Below are 16,282 nucleotides of genomic sequence, written 5' to 3'. Positions count from 1 at the left end.
CACAAGGCTCTGGTGGCGGTCATGACCGCGGCCCTGATCGCGTCGTCGGTCGCAGGCCCGACGGTCGCGGCCGAACCCGTCACGGAACAGTCCGAGGCCGTGTCCGCGGCACCCGACGCGTTCCGGCTCGAGGGCAGCGGGTACGGGCACGGCGTCGGGATGCCCCAGTTCGGTGCGTACCAGATGGCTCGTGAGGGCCGCACGGCGACCGGCATCCTCAAGCACTACTACACGGGTGTCGGGACCCCGTACCGCGACGTGCCCGGCGCGATCCGCGTCCAGGTCTACGGGCCTGACCCCTACGGTTACGAGGGCTACGGCGACACCGGCGTCAAGACGTGGGTGTCCATCGACTCCGGTTCGTGGCGGGTACGGGACGGCCGCGGCGACACCCTGGTGGCAGGCAGCGGAGCGACGACCCTGGCGATCAAGGCCACCAGCACCGGGAAGGTCAAGGTGTGGACCCGTGGCGCCGCCTACTGGGCCAAGGTCGTCCGCATCTACTGGTCGGGCACCCGCTACTACCGGCCGGCAGGCACGCCGGCCGTGGCGACCGTCGTGGGTGCGCACGGCGCCTACCGGCACGGACGGCTGACCACGACCGTCAGGGAAGGGATCCCCAACCTCACCAACGACGTCCGGCTCAACACCGAGTACCTGTACGGCATCGCCGAGATGCCGTCCTCGTGGGGTGCCTCCGGCGGCGAGCGCGCCCTGCGGGCGCAGGCGATCACGGCGCGGTCCTATGCGCTCTCGCAGCGGACGAACAAGAACCTGTGCCGGTGCCACGTCGTCGACGACGTCCGGGACCAGAACTTCACCGGCTGGAAGAAGGAGAACGAGGGCACGAACGGCTACTACGGGACGATCTGGAAGACCGCGGTCGACCGGACGAGCTCGTCGACGATGGAGGGGCGCGTGCTGGAGCACGACGGTAAGCCCGTGGCGGCCCACTACTTCTCCTCCAGCGGTGGCCGGACCGCGAACTCCGAGGACGTCTGGTCGTCCGTGGTCCCGTACGAGAGGTCGGTATCCGATCCCTACAGCCTGCGAGCCCCGGGGAACTCGTACTCGTCGTGGACCCGTACCCTCACCCAGGCCTCCGCCAGCAAGCTCTTCGGCCTGCCCACGGTGGTCTCGGTGGAAGTCACGGCACGTTGGAGCAGCGGTCAGATGCGCTCGATCACCGCGACGAACCTCCACGGCACGACGTCGACGATCTCGGGAAAGGCCGATCAGATGCGCCGGTGGATCGGCCGGGCGACCACGGCCGGCAACCTGCCCGCCGCGTGGATCACCGGGATCCGCGGCTACTGACCGGGACGGACCTCGCGCGCCTCGCTCTCCAGCAGGACCGGGATGCCGTCGCGGACGGGGTAGGCCAGCGGGCGGTCCGGGTCGGTCGAGCGCAGCTCCGGGGCGCCGTCCGGACCGACGGCGTCGACGAGCTCGGCGCCCGTCACGGGGCAGCGCAGCACGCTGCGCACCCAGGGGTCCATCCAGGGGGTCTGGTCGTTCACAGGGCCTCCTCGTGCACGAGGGACAGGACGTCGTCCCGGAGCTTGGTCATGATGTCGTGGTCGGCGGCCTCGACGTTGAGGCGCAGCAGGGGTTCGGTGTTGGACGCGCGCAGGTTGAACCACCACTTGGGGTGCTGGTCGTCCCAGTGGGTGACGGTCAGGCCGTCGAGGGTGTCCACGACGGCCTCGGGGTAGGCGCGCTCGTAGGCGTCGCGCACCCGCTCGGTGGTCGCACCCGGATCGGTGACCCGCGAGTTGATCTCCCCCGACGCGCTGTAGGGGGTGTACATGTCGGCCAGCGCGCTGGCGGGGTGGGGCTGCGAGCCGAGCGCGGCCAGCACGTGCAGCGCGGCCAGCATGCCGGTGTCGGCGAACCAGAAGTCGCGGAAGTAGTAGTGGGCGGAGTGCTCGCCGCCGAAGATCGCCGAGTGCTCGGCCATCGTCTCCTTGATGAAGGAGTGCCCCACCCGGGTGCGCACCACGGTGGCGCTCTCGCCGAGCAGGTCGGTCACCGCCCGGGAGGTGATGAGGTTGGCGATGACCGTCGCGGGCCGTCCGGCGGCCTGCTCGCGGGCGATCTCGCGCATCCCGACCAGGGCGGTGATCGCGCTCGGGGAGACGGCCGCGCCGGTCTCGTCGACGACGAAGCAGCGGTCGGCGTCCCCGTCGAAGGCCAGGCCCAGGTCGGCGCCGTGGGACACCACGGCGCGCTGCAGGTCGGCCAGGTTCGCCGGCTCCAGCGGGTTGGCCTCGTGGTGCGGGAACGTGCCGTCCAGCTCGAAGTACAGCGGCACCACCTCCAGCGGCAGGCCGGGGAGCCCGGCGGCGTCGCCCAGGACGGCGGGCACCGTCAGCCCGGCCATGCCGTTGCCGGCGTCGACCACGACCTTCAGCGGCCGGATCCCGGACAGGTCGACCAGCGAGCGCAGGAAGGCGGCGTAGTCGCCCAGGACGTCCTGCTCGACGACCTCGCCCGGCGTGCCGGCGGCCTCCGGCTCGGCGCCGTCGAGGATCTGCTGGGCCCGGTCGCGGATCTGCGCGAGGCCGGTGTCCTGCCCCACGGGCCGCGCCCCGGCCCGGCACATCTTGATTCCGTTGTACGCGGCCGGGTTGTGCGAGGCGGTGAACATCACCCCCGGCGCCTGCAGACTGCCCGAGGCGAAGTACAGCCCGTCGGTCGAGCACAGACCCACGTCGACCACGTCCACGCCGCGAGACGTCACGCCCGCGGCGAACTCCCGGGCCAGCGCGGGGCCGGTGTCCCGCATGTCCCGGCCGACCACCACCCGCGCCGCCCCGTCGGGCACCGCCGCGACCTCGGCGAAGGCCACCCCCAGGGCCCACGCCACCCGCGGCGACAGCTCCGCGGGCACCAGCCCCCGCACGTCGTAGGCCTTCACGATCTTCGTCAGGTCCGTCGTCACCCGCCCAGCCTACGGCGCGGAGGACGGGCGTCCGGCACGACGACGAGTGTGGTTGGGTGGGTCCGTGACCGTGCTGCACCCGCTCGCGAACCCCGTGCAGCGCTACGACTGGGGATCCCCGACGCGCATCCCCACGTTGCTCGACCTCCCGGTCGACGGCCTCCCCGTCGCCGAGCTCTGGCTGGGCGCCCACCGCAGCGCACCCAGCACGTCGGCAGGGGTCCCGCTGCACGAGATCGTGCGCGCCGACCCCGCGGCCGTCCTGGGCGACCGGGTCGCCGACCGCTTCGGCCCGCGCCTGCCCTACCTGCTCAAGGTGCTCGCCGCCGACAGGTCGCTCTCCCTGCAGGTCCACCCGCGGCCGCACCTGGCCCGGGCCGGGTTCCACCGGGAGAACCGTCTCGGGATCCCGGTCGACGCCCCCGAACGCTCCTTCCACGACGACCAGCACAAGCCGGAGATGGTCGTGGCGCTCACGGAGTTCGACGGCCTCGCAGGGTTCCGTACCCCACGCAGCACCCTGGCGCTCCTGGAGGGTCTCCCGGGCCCGCTCGTGGCGGAGGTCCGGTCGGCGCTCCGTGCCGACCGGTCGGCGACCGGTGTGCGGGCGGCCTTCTCGGCCCTGCTCTCGAGCCGCGGCGCGGCGTCCTGCCGTCAGGCCGTGGACGAGACCGTCGCGGCGGTCCGCGCCCGCCTGGAGGCCGGGTCACCGTCGGAGCGTGCCGACGCGACCGTGGTGGCGCTCTCCGCGGAGCACCCGGGCGATCCCGGGGTGATCGCCTCCCTGCTGCTCAACCGGGTGACGCTCGACCCCGGTGAGGCGCTCTACCTGCCTCCGGGCGAGGTGCACGCCTACCTGTCCGGCGTGGCGGTGGAGGTGATGGCGTCCAGCGACAACGTGCTCCGCGCCGGGCTGACCAGCAAGCACGTGGACGTCGAGGCGTTGCTGGAGTGCGCGTCGTTCGCGCCGCGCCGCCCCGCGACCCCGGAGATCACCACGTCGGGCGGCCGGGGACAGGTGGTGACCTATCGCGCACCGGTGCCGGAGTTCGCCCTGACGACGGCGGACGTCGACCCCTCCGAGGCGGTCGACCTCCCGGCCTCGGGCCCGCGGATCGTGCTCTGCCTGGACGGTTCGGTGGAGCTCACCGCCGGCGGTTCCGGAGCGGAGCCGCTCCGGCTGTCCCACGGGGCGTCGGTCTTCGTCCCCCACGACGCCGGGACCCTCTCGGTGGCCGGGGCGGGGCACGTCGTCTGCGCCTGGGTGCCCTGACCGGCTCAGACGCCCGCGGCCGGCCCGCCGTCGGACTCCGCCCGGAGCACCCGGAGGTGGCCACGGCGCGCCGTCTCGGTCACGGTCGCCGGCTCCGCGGACACCGGCGTCCGGGTGGCCCGGCCGCCCCGTCCGGCCTCCCGCACGGCCTCGGCCAGCGCCGAGAGGTCGTCCTTGGAGGGGGCCGGCGTGTGGAACTCGGGCTGCAGCCGCACGACCTCCCAGCCGCGCGGCGCGGTGAGGCGCTCCGCGTGCTGGGCGCACAGGTCGTAGCTGTGCGGTTCGGCACGCTGCGCGAGCGGCCCCAGCACCGCGGTCGAGTCCGCGTACACGTAGGTGAGGGTCGCCACCGCCGCCTGCGTGCATGCTGTCCGCGAGCACTGCCTCACCGATCTCACCCACGGAGAATACGTGCCGCGCACGGACCTGCGCTCCAGGCGCGCCGTCGGTCGATAGTCTCGGAGCGTGAACCTCACCGCACCGGGGTCAGGACCGCGTCGCCGGGACCGGCGAGGGCGGGGACCACGGGGTCCTCTGATACCCGCCGACCTGCCCGCCCATCGCTCCCGCGCCGAGCGGTTCGACGACGCCGTCCTCGCGTCGCTCGAGTCCATCGAGCGCCGGTGGCCGGCCGTGGCCGGTGCGGAGCTCGGCGTCGAGGACGTGCCGCCCTCCGACCCCGCTCCCTGGGAGTCGTCCGGCGTGCCGCTCGGGCGGGTCTTCCCCGCGACGTCGGGCCGGCCGGCACGGATCGTGATCTACCGCCGGCCGGTGGAGACCCGCTCGACGGACCCCGAGGACCTCGCCGAGCTGGTGCACGACGTCGTCGTGGAGCAGGTGGCGCACCTGCTGGCGCGGACGCCGGAGGAGATCGACCCGCGGTTCGGCGAGCGCTGACCCGCACCGGTCGTCACGGCACGTCGACGCGGCGGACCTCCTCCAGGCCGTCCGTCTCGGCGGACGGCGTCGGGTCGAGAGTGGCCACCAGCGAGCCGTCCGTGCCGGTCCCGTCGGACGCCGTGAGGCGCACGGACCAGACCACCCGCGCGGCGGGGGCCGCGCCGTCGTCGGACGACGCGGGGTCGACGACGACCGCGACCTCGGCCGCCACGTCGTCCGCGGCGACCTCGACGGTCCCCCCGACCGGGACCTCGACCTGTTCCTCGCCGGTCAGGCTCCCGTCGGCCGCCACACCCCGCAGGCGCACGGGCACGACTCCCGAGGGATCCACGTCCGGGGAACGGTCCGCCGGGACGGCGGACAGCACCACCGTCGCACCCTGTGCCACGGCCGGGAGGCCGACCTGCCCCGCGTCGACGGGTCCCGCCGGCAACGACCGCCCCGCGTTCCACGCCACGTCGTAAGGGGTGCCGTCCACGACCGAGTCCTCCGGCTGCTCCCCGGGCAGCGCGAAGCGGGCCGCCCCGACCACCGGGACGTCGGCGTCGACGACGACCGTGTACGTCCCGGGCTCGAGGCCTCCCAACGGCACCGACGTCACCGCGCCCACGGCCAGGTCGACGACCTCGGCGCCGCGCAGCGTCACCCGGCCCTCCGGCCCGTACACGCTGACCCGGGCGACACCGGGCCGGCCGTCGGGGGCCAGGAGCCACAGCGCAGCCGCCTGCGGCGCGTCAGGAGCCTCGCCCCGGCCGACCACCCCGCTGGCCACCATCACCCGGGCCGGCGGGTCGCCCGGCTCCAGCAGGTCGACACCGGTCGGCACGAGCCCGTCGATGCCCTGGGTCTGCCACGAGGCCGTCACCCGGGCGCCGGTGGCACGGACGTGGACCGCGAGGCGGCGCTGCTCGGGGGCGAGCGAGTCGAGCCGGAGCACCTCCTGCTCCCCCGGCGCCACCGTGAACGCACCCTGACCGCCGATCGACACCGGGCCGTTCGGCCCGTACACCTCCAGGCTCACGGCGGCCGGCTCCACACTCGGGTTCTGCACCGTGAGCAGTGCGGTCCGGCCGACCTCGCTGCCGCCGCCCACCAGCCAGTGGTCCGTCGCCGGAGCGCGGCACGACGCGGCCGCAAGCCCCCGCAGGTCGCCCGCGGCGGTGCTCCCCGCGAGGGCTGCCGCGACGCGCAGCGGGGCACCGGCCCGCGGCTCGGCCCGGAGCACCCGGACGCCCCGGACCTGCTCGGACAGCACGTCCACCGCCGGACCCGCCGTGATCCCCCGTGCCCGCGTGCCGTCGAGACGCGCGAGGAGCGGCGTCCCGGCCGCACCCTCGACGGCGGCCGCCACGGCCGAGCGGCTCTCGACCGGGGCGGCCCCGAACTGGTCGTCCCCCACGTCGGAGCCGGCGGGCAGGCGCACCGGGCGCGGACACACGGCCACGGACGTCGGCGGCCGCACCTCGACCTGCCGCATGGCCGCGGCGACCGCGACCTCGTCCGCGGCCGTCCACCGCTGCGTCCACTGCTCGCCGACCGCCGCGGTCGCGACGAGCGCTGCGGCGACGAGCGTGCCGGAGACGACCAGGCCCGCGCGGCGCAGGGTCGGGGCGGCCCTCATCGGTTCCTCCGCCGGGACAGCGGCAGGGCCAGCAGCACGTAGACCACCAGCACCAGGCCGCACAGCGCGAACCAGGGCGGCCGTGACGGCGCGGCGTACCCGACGTGGACCTCACCGGCGTCCGCCCCGAGCACGAAGGCCTGCCGACCGTCGACCTCGGTCGCCGGCAGCCGCCGCCCGTCGACGTCCGCGCGCCATCCGGCACCGGCGGACTCCGCGAGGACCAGGACGCGGTCCGGGTCGCCGGTCCCCACGACGTCGTCCACGGTGCGGCCGTCGCTGTCGAGGGTTCGCACGGGGGCAGAGGCCCGTCCGTCCTCCGGGGCCGTGCGCAGCACGGTGGCCCAGGCGGGGCGCGGCCCCGCGGGGTCGACGCGCCACAGGAGCACGGAGCTCTCCGTCACCCGGCTCAGACCGGGCACGAGGTCGAGGGTCGTGACGAGCTCGGGGTCGCCGTCGGGAGGCACCTGGACGGCGCCCACACCGAGAGCGGACAACCGGTCCGCCAGCTCGGGGCTCCGGCCCGCGGCCACCTGGGCGGTGAGCGTGTCGAGCGCGGCGACGTCCGGCCGCTCCCGACCCGGCACGAGACCGGCCTCACGGGCCCGCACGACGACCGAGGAGTCGAGCATGCTCGAGCCGTCGCGACGGAGCAGCGTGTACTCCACCACCCCGTCGACCCGGTCGACCTGCAGGACGCGTGCCGACCGGGGGGCGGCCTGGAGCTCCTGCCCGACCGCCGGGACCACCCCGGCCGCGGCGGCCCGCAGCTCGCCGACGGCGGCGCCCCGGGCGTCGTCGTACCACCAGGCGCCGAGCCCGAGGACCGGGACGAGCAGGGCGACGACCGCCAGCGTGCCCGTGAGCAGTCGCACCGGACGACGGGTCCCGGGCTCCGGGACGGCGGTCAGCGCGGCGACCCCGAGCCCGAGCAGCACCACGGAGAGTCCGGGCGCCGCCCAGCCGTGCACCGCGCCGCCCGCGTCGTCGGCGGCCACGACCGTCCCGCTCGCGACGAGGGCCAGCAGGAGTCCGAGGACGGCGACACCGACGGCGAGCTGCGCCGCGCGGCGGTGGCGACCCCGGAGGAGTCCGGCGGCCGCGAGCGCCAGGAGCCCGGTCCCGAGCACCCACGGCCCGGCCTCCTGGAGGGGCTGCCACGGCAGGTCGAGCCCGGCCGCCCACGGCTGCGGCGGGGTCGGGTGGCCCAGCAGCAGGGTGAGACCGTCGACGGCCCCGGCAGGCGTCGGCGTCCCGACGGAGGCCAGCAGCGGACGCCATCCGCCGGTGGTCCAGGTGGCGACGGCGTGCCACCAGAAGGGCAGCGCGAGGACGACCGTGGGGAGCAGCACGACCAGGACGCGACGCCAGTGCGTCCGGGCGACGACCAGTCCCACCACGCCGGTGAGCAGGGCGACCGCGGCGAGCGCCGGGGCACCGGCGACGACGACGCCCAGCAGCAGGCCGGCCGCCGCGGCCGCACCGAGCGACCCCCGGGGCGCCGCCGGGGGGCCGACGTCGTCGCGGGCCTGGCGGCCGAGCGCACGCAGCACCGCCAGGAGCAGCCACGGCAGGGCCAGGTGGGCGAGCACCGCGCCGAGACGACCCGTGGTGAGGGACTCGAGGAAACCGGGCCATGCCGTCCACACGAGCGCCGCCGCGACCCGCGCCCACACAGACCGGCTGACCGCTCCGGACCCGAACCAGGCGCCGAGCGCGGCCAACGGCAGCGCCGCCAGGACGAGCGCGTTGACCGCCGTCTGTGCGGCACCGCCGACCAGGGCGGTGAGGATCACCAGCACCGCCAGCCACGGGTCCGCCGGGGCCCCGGTGCCGAGACCGTCCTGCACCCATCCGGAGGTCGCCGCGTCGGCCACCTCGCCCAGGGCGGCGGGGGCGGGGAGCAGCGCACCCCCGACGACGCGCCCGCCGTCGGCGAGCACGCCCTGCCAGGACCCGAACGCGGCCAGGGCCAGCAGTGCCGTGCTCACCAGCACGACCGACAGGCCCGTCCGGCGGCGTCGGGCCAGGGCCGTCAGCTCGGCACGTTCGAGGTCGGTGACCGCCCGCCGGGTCCGGTGCGCCTCGGCCCGGGTGAGACGGGCGTCCCGACGGCGGGCGACGACGTCGCGCCAGCCCGCCTGCAGCGGGCGCAGGACCCGCCGCGGCATCCGGCGCGTGCGGGCGGCACGCCGCCTGCCCCTGATCAGCGGGACCAGCCGCAGCACCGTCGCCACCGGGGCGACGAGCTCGTCGCGCGCCTGCGCCGGACGGGTGAGGGCCAGCCGGTAGGCCGCGGCGACGGGCGCCCACACGATCATGGCGACCATGGCCAGCGGGAGCACCGGCAGGGGGACACCGACGAGCCGGGTGTACAGCTGGCTGCGCCGCCGCGCGTAGGCGGAGGCGGACCGGCGTCCGCGGTGCCGGTGACCGCGGGACCCCCGCAGGCCGCGCAGCGATGCCTGTGCGTGATGGACGACGGCGTCCGGGACCACGACGACACGGTGCCCGGCGAGTCGCGCGCGGCGGCACAGATCGAGGCTGTCGCCGAACCGGCCGAGCTCCGGGTCGGTGCCACCGAGGTCGGTCCACACCGTCCGCCGCACGAGCGCCCCGGCCAGGCCGACGGCGAGGACGTCCTCGCGGGCGTCGTGCTGGCCCTGGTCGATCTCCGAGTCGTCGATCCCGGTCATCCGACGGCCGAGCGGCGAGACGGTGTAGCCGACCTCGACCAGGACACCGGGCCGGTCGGGGTCCGGGGGCAGCGGCTGGCCGTCGTCGTCCAGGGGCCACCGCCGTTGCTTGCAGCCCGCGACCGCGACCGCCGACGAGTGCTCGACGGCGCGCAGCAGGGCCGCCAGGGCGTCGGGGGCCGGCGCCGAGTCGTCGTGGAGGATCCACAACCAGGTCGTGCTCTCCAGACCCAGCGCGGTCAGGGCCCGGTCGACGGCCTCGCCGAGGGTGCGCGAGCCGGACGCCCCGACGTACTGCCGGTCCCCGAGGCGCAGGTCGGGATGCTGTCCGGTGGAGGGGGCGGCGTCGACGTCGACGACGACGACGTCCTGGGGTTCCCGGACCTGCGCGGCCACCGCGTCGAGGGTGGCCGGGAGGAAGGGGGTGCGTCCACGGGTGACGACGACGGCCGCCACCGTCACGGACTGCCGGGCCGGCACGCCCGTCACCGACCCGGGGGCCACGTCGTCGCGCGCGGCCCCGTCAGGTGTCCGGGTCAGGTGCGGTGCAGTCATCCTGAGCGCCATGATGCGGCGCCCCGACCCCGGCGTGTGGGATATCGGTCAGACGGCGCGCCGCTTGAGCTTTCGCCGTTCGCGCTCCGAGAGCCCGCCCCAGATGCCGAAGCGCTCGTCGTTCTCGAGCGCGTAGTCCAGGCATTCCGACCGGACCTCGCACGAGGCGCAGACCTTCTTCGCCTCGCGGGTGGACCCGCCCTTCTCCGGGAAGAAGGCCTCCGGGTCCGTCTGGGCGCACAGGGCTCGTTCCTGCCACCCGAGCAGGGTTTCCTCCTCGACGACGTCGTCGCTGCCGAAGAGCGGGAGGACCGGGGCGACCCGATCCGTCTCCTGACCGATGTCAGACGGGAAGGCCCCCTGGTCCCCGTCGAGCAAATTCCACATGGCGTGCCCCTCCATGCCGTCCTCGAAGAAACTGCATACCTGGAATTACACGCGTGTCATCTCGGGTCGTCAAGCCGAAATGTGCTAGGTGGCGCATTTCCATGACGTGTTCACACGGCACTGAGGTCCCGTTGAGGTACCTCTGAGGTTCCTGGACACCTCGTAGGGTGGTCCGGTGACCACCCCAGACACCACCGCGACCGGCCTCCTCGCCCGACTCACCGCCCTCGGCGGACGGCCCGCCCTGACCTGGTACGGCGACGACGGCGAACGGATCGAGCTGTCCGGCGCCGTGGTGGACAACTGGGTCGCCAAGACCGTCAACCTGCTCGTCGAGGAGTTCGACACCGAGCCGGGCAGCGACGTCGTCGTCGACCTGCCCGTCGGCTGGCGGCAGGTCGTCTGGGCGCTGGCCGCCGCCCGGTGCGGGGCCGACGTGGCGCTGCTCGACCCGGCCGCGGACTCTCCGGACCGCGCGGACGCGGACGTGGTCGTCACCTCCCGCCCCGACGCGTGGACCGGGACCGACCAGCTCGTCGCCGTCGCGCTGCCGGCCCTCGCCCGTCGCTTCGAGGGTGAGCTCCCGCCGGGCGCCGTCGACGCCGCGGGAGCGGTCATGACCTACGGCGACGCCATCGTCGTCGACCCGGCGGCCGGTGCGGGCACCCCGCTGACCGCGCTGGCCGGCGGCGAGCCCGTACCGACCACCGACGACGATGCCGGGCGCGTCCTGGTGCGCGGGACCGGGGCGGTTGCCGAGGTCCTCGCCCAGGTCCTCACCGTGTGGGCAGCAGGGGGTTCGGTCGTCCTGACCTCGGCCGCGACGGCGCAGGCCCTGGACGGCGACCCCGAACGGCTCGAGCGGCTCGTGGCCACCGAGCAGATCACGCGGGCCTGACTCAGGGACGGCCGAGGGCGCGGTAGGTCCAGCCGGCGGCCTGCCAGGCGTCGCGGTCCAGGGCGCCGCGTCCGTCCAGGACCTGGGGACGGGCCACGAGGCCGGCGGCGCGGGCGGGGTCCAGGTCGCGGTAGTGGCGCCACTCGGTCAGCACCAGCACCACGTCCGCGCCCGTGAGCGCGGCCTCGAGGTCGCGCTCGTAGGCCAGGGAGGGTTCCTTGCGGCGGGCGTTGTCGATCGCCTGGGGGTCGTGGACCACCACGTGCGCGCCGAGCCCGTCCAGGCGTGCGGCCACGTCCAGGGCCGGCGAGTCGCGCACGTCGTCGCTGTCGGGCTTGAACGCCGCCCCCAGCACCGCCACCCGCGCCCCGGCCACGTCCCCGCCGAGGACCTCGACGGCCAGCTCGACCATCCGTGCCCGCCGCCGGGTGTTGATCGCGTCGACCTCGCCCAGGAACGCCACCGCCTCTCCGGCCCCGAGCTCGTCCGCGCGGGCCATGAACGCCCGGATGTCCTTGGGCAGGCACCCCCCGCCGAACCCGAGCCCGGCATTGAGGAACCTGCGCCCGATGCGCTGGTCGTGCCCGATCGCGTCCGCCAGCCGGGTCACGTCGCCGCCGGCGACCTCGCACAGCTCGGCCATCGCGTTGATGAACGAGATCTTCGTGGCCAGGAACGAGTTCGCCGCGACCTTGACCAGCTCGGCGGTGGCGTAGTCGGTGACCACCTGCGGAGTCCCCTCGGCCAGCGGGGTCGCGTACACCTCGTCCAGCAGCGCCGCGGCCCGCCGGCCGACCTCCCCCTCCGGGACGCCGTACACGATCCGGTCCGGGTGCAACGTGTCGGCCACCGCGAACCCCTCGCGCAGGAACTCCGGGTTCCACACCAACGTGGCGCCCACCGCCTCGACCCGGGCGGCCAGCCCGGTCGCGGTACCCACCGGCACCGTCGACTTGCCCACCACCACGTCACCCACGGCCAGGTGCGGCACCAACGAGGACACCGCCGCCTCGACGAACGACAGGTCCGCCGCCCCCGAGCCCGCCGCCTGCGGCGTGCCCACACAGACGAAGTGCACCCGCGCACCGGCCACCGCCGCCACGTCCGCCGACACCGACAGCCGCCCGGCACCCACCGCCCGCGCCAACAGCTCGTCGAACCCCGGCTCGAAGAACGGCGACTTGCCCAGCGCCAACGACTCCACCCGCGCGGCGTCGACGTCGACCCCCACGACCTCGTGGCCCAGCGACGCCATGGACGCCGCGTGCACGGCACCCAGATACCCCAGACCCACCACGGAGACCCGCATGCCTGCGAGTCTAGGTCGCGGACCCGCGCACCCCCAGGCGTCAGGGATGGCCGCTGTGTGAACACTCGGCGGCCGGCGGGTGCGGGTGAAACTTGCTGGTCGAGGCGCCGGACGGCCGCGTCGGGCGTGCGGGTGCCCAGGGGCGCTCGTAGCGTTCCTCGGGTGACCCACGCCGCACGCGCCGGGTGGAGGTCGTTGACGACCGCCCTCGTCGGCCTGCTGACGTTCTCACTGGTCGCCGTCCCCGGCGCTCAGGCGGTGCCCTCCGCCCCCGACAGCGGGACGCCGACGGCGTCCGGGGCGGCAGGACCGCTCGGGGCGGCACCCGACAGCCGGCCGGAACCGGTCCGGGCGACGACCGACCGGACGGCGTTCGTGCCGGATCCCCGCGGCGGACAGCGCCGGGGCGGCCGGGCGCACGACACCTCGGGAGACACCGGAGCCGCCGGCGACGCGCTCCTGGCCACCGCGGACGTCACCGGGTTCGGGGTCGTGGGCGTGACCTGGACCGGCGGTGTCGCCGCCCGGGCGCTCGACGTCGAGGTCCGCACCTCCCGGACGGCCGGTGCCACGTCCGACGGCGACACCGGCTGGGGACCCTGGGAGCACGTCGCCGTCGAGCCGTCGCCGCAGGGCACGCTGGACGGGACGGAACCGGTCGTCGTCGGTGACGTCGCGCAGGTGCAGGCCCGCGTGACCGGCCCGGCGGCCGGGTCCGTGCGCGACCTGGAGCTCTCCGTCGTCGATCCGGGGACGTCGCCGGCCGACGACGACGTGCCCGTACCGCCGACGGCGGCCTCGCCGCACGGTGCCGCCGTCGCCGCGGTACCGGTCCCGGACCGCCCCACGATCGTGTCACGCGCCGCCTGGGGTGCCGACGAGTCGATCATGAGCTGGACACCGCGGCAGGGCGACGTCCGCGCGGCCGCCGTCCACCACACCGCCGGCACGAACTCGTACTCCGAGGGTCAGGTCCCCGGGATCATCCGCGGGATCTACGCCTACCACGCCCAGACCCGTGGTTGGGGAGACATCGGCTACAACTTCGTCGTCGACAAGTTCGGCCGGCTGTGGGAAGGACGGGCCGGCGGGATCACCGCGCAGACGATCGGCGCCCACGCCCAGGGGTACAACAGCGTCTCCACCGGTGTCAGCGTCCTCGGCAACTACGAGACGGCGACCGTGTCGAACGCCGCCGTCGGCGCCGTCGTGGACCTCCTGGCCTGGAAGCTCGCGCTGCACGGCGTGCCTGCCGACGGTTCGACCACGGTCGACGGCACGCCCCTCGCCCACGTCTTCGGCCATCGGGACGTCGGCTACACGGCCTGTCCGGGCAGGACCCTGTACGAGAAGCTGGGCGAGATCCGGCGCCGCGCGGCCGCCATCCAGGAAGCGGCCGCAGCCCTCGACGTGCCCGACGGAACCTTCGTCGAGCGTCCGAACGGGACCTTCGCCCTGGTCGAGCAAGGCCGGAAGCACGTCGGCGGCTGCTCGATCGTGCGTGAGTACGGAGCCTCCTGCAGGAAGGCGATACCCATCACCTGGGCTCAGTCGAACGCCCTCGAGCCGGGTGGCCGGCTGCAGCAGACGGTCCGCACCACGGACGGTCGGCTCTACCGCATCGTGGACGGCACGAAGCGTGAGGCCCTCGACATGGAGTCCCTGCGTCGCATCAACAAGGAGACACCGGTCGTGCGGATGGCGTTCAGCGCGATCGACCGGCTGTCCTACGGGTCGCCCGTGGTGCGGTCGGCCGTGGTGGTCGTGAACCGGGACACCGGGCGGAAACGCCTCGTGGTGGGTGGCCGCAAGCACGGCTACCTCAACAACCCGCTGTACCGGCGAACCCCGCTGGGCGAGCTCGACACGGCACGACTTGACGGGCCGAGCGTGTCGTTGATGCCCCGGATCCCGCCCACCACCGGAGTGGTGGTCCGCAGGAACGGACGCGAGTTCCTCGTGTCACGACAAGGGCTCGTGCGCATCGACGGCACCGGCAACGTCCGCGCCTCGGCCGTGACCCAGCACTGGAGCAAGGCACTGATGCTCTCCGTCCCCCGGCTCCCCGGCCGGCCCGAGCTCGTCGTGGTGCGCGTCCGGAACCAGAGCCAGCTCTACGTCCTCCGGGACGGCGTGCTGCGTCCCGTCTCCCGGGCCCGCGCCGAGAACCTCAACGACGGCGTGAGGCCACCGGTCCACGTGATCCTCAAGGTCACGAAACGGCAGCTGCCGGAGGGCCCACCGCTCTAACCCTCACAGGATTTCTACGGGAACGGCGGTCCGCTGACGCAGAGATGTGGCCCGTGGCATCTATGCTCGCCTTTCGTGACCTACCCGCCTGCCCGCCACATCGCACCGCGAGACGGCTCCGCGACCGGGCCGGCGCACGCCCGCACGCAGCAGGGCACGTCCATCCTGCGCCTCGGCGCGCTGGTCATGACGGCCGTGCTCGCCTTCGTGGGTGTCGGCGCCGCGACGGCCGCCGTCACGCTCAGCGGGAACATCGCCGCCATCGACGCCGACGCCGCGCTGGGCGAGGACCGTCCGGAGAAGGTCGTCCCCGACGACCCCAACGCCGGCGCGCCGCTCAACATCCTCCTGCTCGGCTCCGACTCGCGCGAGGGGAACAACGGCAACGACGACGGCACCGAGGGTGCTCGGGCCGACACGACGATGATCATGCACCTGGCGGCGGACCGGTCCCGGGTGGAGCTGATGTCGATCCCGCGGGACACCACGACCGACATCCCCTCGTGCCCGACGTCGTCGGGTGGCGAGACACCCCCGCTGTACGGGGTGAAGTTCAACGCGGCGTTCTCCCAGGGGTACGACTACGGCCATGACGTCGAGTCCGGCGCGCTGTGCACGATGAAGACCGTCGAGACGATCTCCGACGTCCGCATGGACGGATTCGTGGTGGTCGACTTCTCCGGCTTCCGGAACATGATCGACGCGCTGGGTGGTGTCGAGATGTGCATCCCGAACGACATCGACGCCCCCAAGGCGGACAACCTGGTCCTGTCGGCGGGCGTGCAGAACCTGGACGGCAAGACAGCGCTGCAGTACGCCCGGGCACGCACGGGCCAGGGCCTGGGCGACGGCTCCGACATCGGACGCATCGCCCGCCAGCAGGAGATGATGGCCGCGCTGGCGCGCACGGTGCTGGAGCAGAACATGCTGACCGACTCGGCGCGACTCCTGCAGTTCCTCGGCGCGACCACGGGTTCCCTGACGATGAGCAGCAACTTCGCCTCGGTCCAAGGACTCGCCGGGCTGGCGTACAGCGCGCGGGGGGTGCGGCCTGGGAACATCGCCTTCATGACCGTCCCGTGGCACTACGACCCGGACAACCCGGCCAACGTGGTGCTCGACGCGGAGGCTGCCTCCGTGTGGGACGACCTGCGGCACGACCGTCCGCTGAGCGAGGTCGTCGCCGGTGCCGACGAGTCGGGCTCCACCGCGGGGGACGGGGACGGCGGGTCGTCGGAGGGCGGGTCGTCGGACGGCGGGTCCGGGACGCCCGAGGGCGACGCGGCCGCCGAGTCCGACGTCACGACGACGTCGGCCACGGACTCCGGCGCCGACGGGTCCGGCGGATCGACGGCGACGCCGAGCGACGAACCATCCCCCGGCCAGACCCGCGACCCCCGCGAGGAAGCCTTCACCGGGGCCGACGTGACCGCGGTCTGCGAGGGTTGA

The 16,282-nt window shown here is 74.5% G+C and carries 13 protein-coding genes; 6 read left to right on the top strand and 7 right to left on the bottom strand.

The features are described from left to right. Positions 1-21 precede the first annotated feature (21 nt). Complete coding sequence (locus Q6347_RS14855) at positions 22-1,317, top strand: SpoIID/LytB domain-containing protein (protein ID WP_304607751.1); 1,296 nt, start codon at positions 22-24, stop codon at positions 1,315-1,317. Here the strand turns inward: Q6347_RS14855 and Q6347_RS14850 are convergent. After that, on the bottom strand, positions 1,311-1,499 hold the full coding sequence (locus Q6347_RS14850) for a Trm112 family protein (RefSeq protein ID WP_171247687.1): 189 nt from the start codon (positions 1,497-1,499) through the stop codon (positions 1,311-1,313). The two genes, Q6347_RS14855 and Q6347_RS14850, sit on opposite strands and share 7 nt — an antisense overlap. Before the next feature lie 17 nt (positions 1,500-1,516). Next, positions 1,517-2,944, bottom strand: coding sequence for a phosphomannomutase/phosphoglucomutase (locus Q6347_RS14845; RefSeq protein WP_304607750.1), 1,428 nt, complete (start codon positions 2,942-2,944; stop codon positions 1,517-1,519). A 64-nt stretch (positions 2,945-3,008) separates the two neighbouring features. On the opposite strand from Q6347_RS14845, the gene manA reads away from it, so the two are divergent. Beyond that, on the top strand, positions 3,009-4,217 hold the full coding sequence (gene manA, locus Q6347_RS14840) for a mannose-6-phosphate isomerase, class I (protein WP_304603304.1): 1,209 nt from the start codon (positions 3,009-3,011) through the stop codon (positions 4,215-4,217). Positions 4,218-4,222: 5 nt separating this feature from the next. Here manA and Q6347_RS14835 read toward each other — a convergent pair whose 3' ends face one another. Next, on the bottom strand, positions 4,223-4,615 hold the full coding sequence (locus Q6347_RS14835) for a DUF3499 domain-containing protein (RefSeq protein WP_171247672.1): 393 nt from the start codon (positions 4,613-4,615) through the stop codon (positions 4,223-4,225). Between the two features lie 67 nt (positions 4,616-4,682). On the opposite strand from Q6347_RS14835, the gene Q6347_RS14830 reads away from it, so the two are divergent. After that, positions 4,683-5,114 carry a metallopeptidase family protein gene (locus Q6347_RS14830; RefSeq protein ID WP_304603303.1) on the top strand — a complete coding sequence of 144 codons (432 nt, stop codon included), beginning with the start codon at positions 4,683-4,685 and terminating at the stop codon, positions 5,112-5,114. Positions 5,115-5,127: 13 nt separating this feature from the next. Here the strand turns inward: Q6347_RS14830 and Q6347_RS14825 are convergent, their stop codons facing one another. Genes Q6347_RS14825 through Q6347_RS14815 form a run of 3 tightly spaced genes read right to left on the bottom strand, consistent with a single transcriptional unit; the run spans position 5,128 to position 10,376 of the window. Continuing rightward, entirely contained in the window at positions 5,128-6,738 is a 1,611-nt protein-coding gene (locus Q6347_RS14825; protein WP_304607749.1) for a DUF5719 family protein, read from the bottom strand. Next, positions 6,735-9,989, bottom strand: coding sequence for a glycosyltransferase (locus Q6347_RS14820; RefSeq protein WP_304607748.1), 3,255 nt, complete (start codon positions 9,987-9,989; stop codon positions 6,735-6,737). Before Q6347_RS14820 ends, Q6347_RS14825 begins: the two co-directional genes overlap by 4 nt. 48 nt (positions 9,990-10,037) lie before the next feature. Beyond that, positions 10,038-10,376 carry a WhiB family transcriptional regulator gene (locus tag Q6347_RS14815; protein ID WP_304603300.1) on the bottom strand — a complete coding sequence of 113 codons (339 nt, stop codon included), beginning with the start codon at positions 10,374-10,376 and terminating at the stop codon, positions 10,038-10,040. Positions 10,377-10,551: 175 nt separating this feature from the next. Here Q6347_RS14815 and Q6347_RS14810 point away from each other — a divergent pair, with 175 nt between their 5' ends. Beyond that, positions 10,552-11,274, top strand: a complete 723-nt coding sequence (locus tag Q6347_RS14810; protein WP_304603299.1) for a TIGR03089 family protein — start codon at positions 10,552-10,554, stop codon at positions 11,272-11,274. Between the two features lies 1 nt (position 11,275). Here the strand turns inward: Q6347_RS14810 and Q6347_RS14805 are convergent, their stop codons facing one another. Beyond that, positions 11,276-12,583, bottom strand: coding sequence for a UDP-glucose/GDP-mannose dehydrogenase family protein (locus Q6347_RS14805; protein WP_304603298.1), 1,308 nt, complete (start codon positions 12,581-12,583; stop codon positions 11,276-11,278). Between the two features lie 162 nt (positions 12,584-12,745). Here Q6347_RS14805 and Q6347_RS14800 point away from each other — a divergent pair, with 162 nt between their 5' ends. After that, positions 12,746-14,833: an N-acetylmuramoyl-L-alanine amidase gene (locus Q6347_RS14800; protein ID WP_304607747.1), complete on the top strand. Its 2,088-nt coding sequence runs from the start codon at positions 12,746-12,748 to the stop codon at positions 14,831-14,833. 75 nt (positions 14,834-14,908) lie between these two features. Then, complete coding sequence (locus Q6347_RS14795; RefSeq protein WP_304607746.1) at positions 14,909-16,282, top strand: LCP family protein; 1,374 nt, start codon at positions 14,909-14,911, stop codon at positions 16,280-16,282.

Origin of the sequence: Isoptericola sp. b408 (assembly GCF_030588085.1) — a bacterium.
GTDB classification, from domain to species: domain Bacteria; phylum Actinomycetota; class Actinomycetes; order Actinomycetales; family Cellulomonadaceae; genus Isoptericola; species Isoptericola sediminis.
The sequence above is the reverse complement of the archived record's forward strand: the minus strand, read 5'-3'. Positions and strand labels throughout refer to the sequence as shown.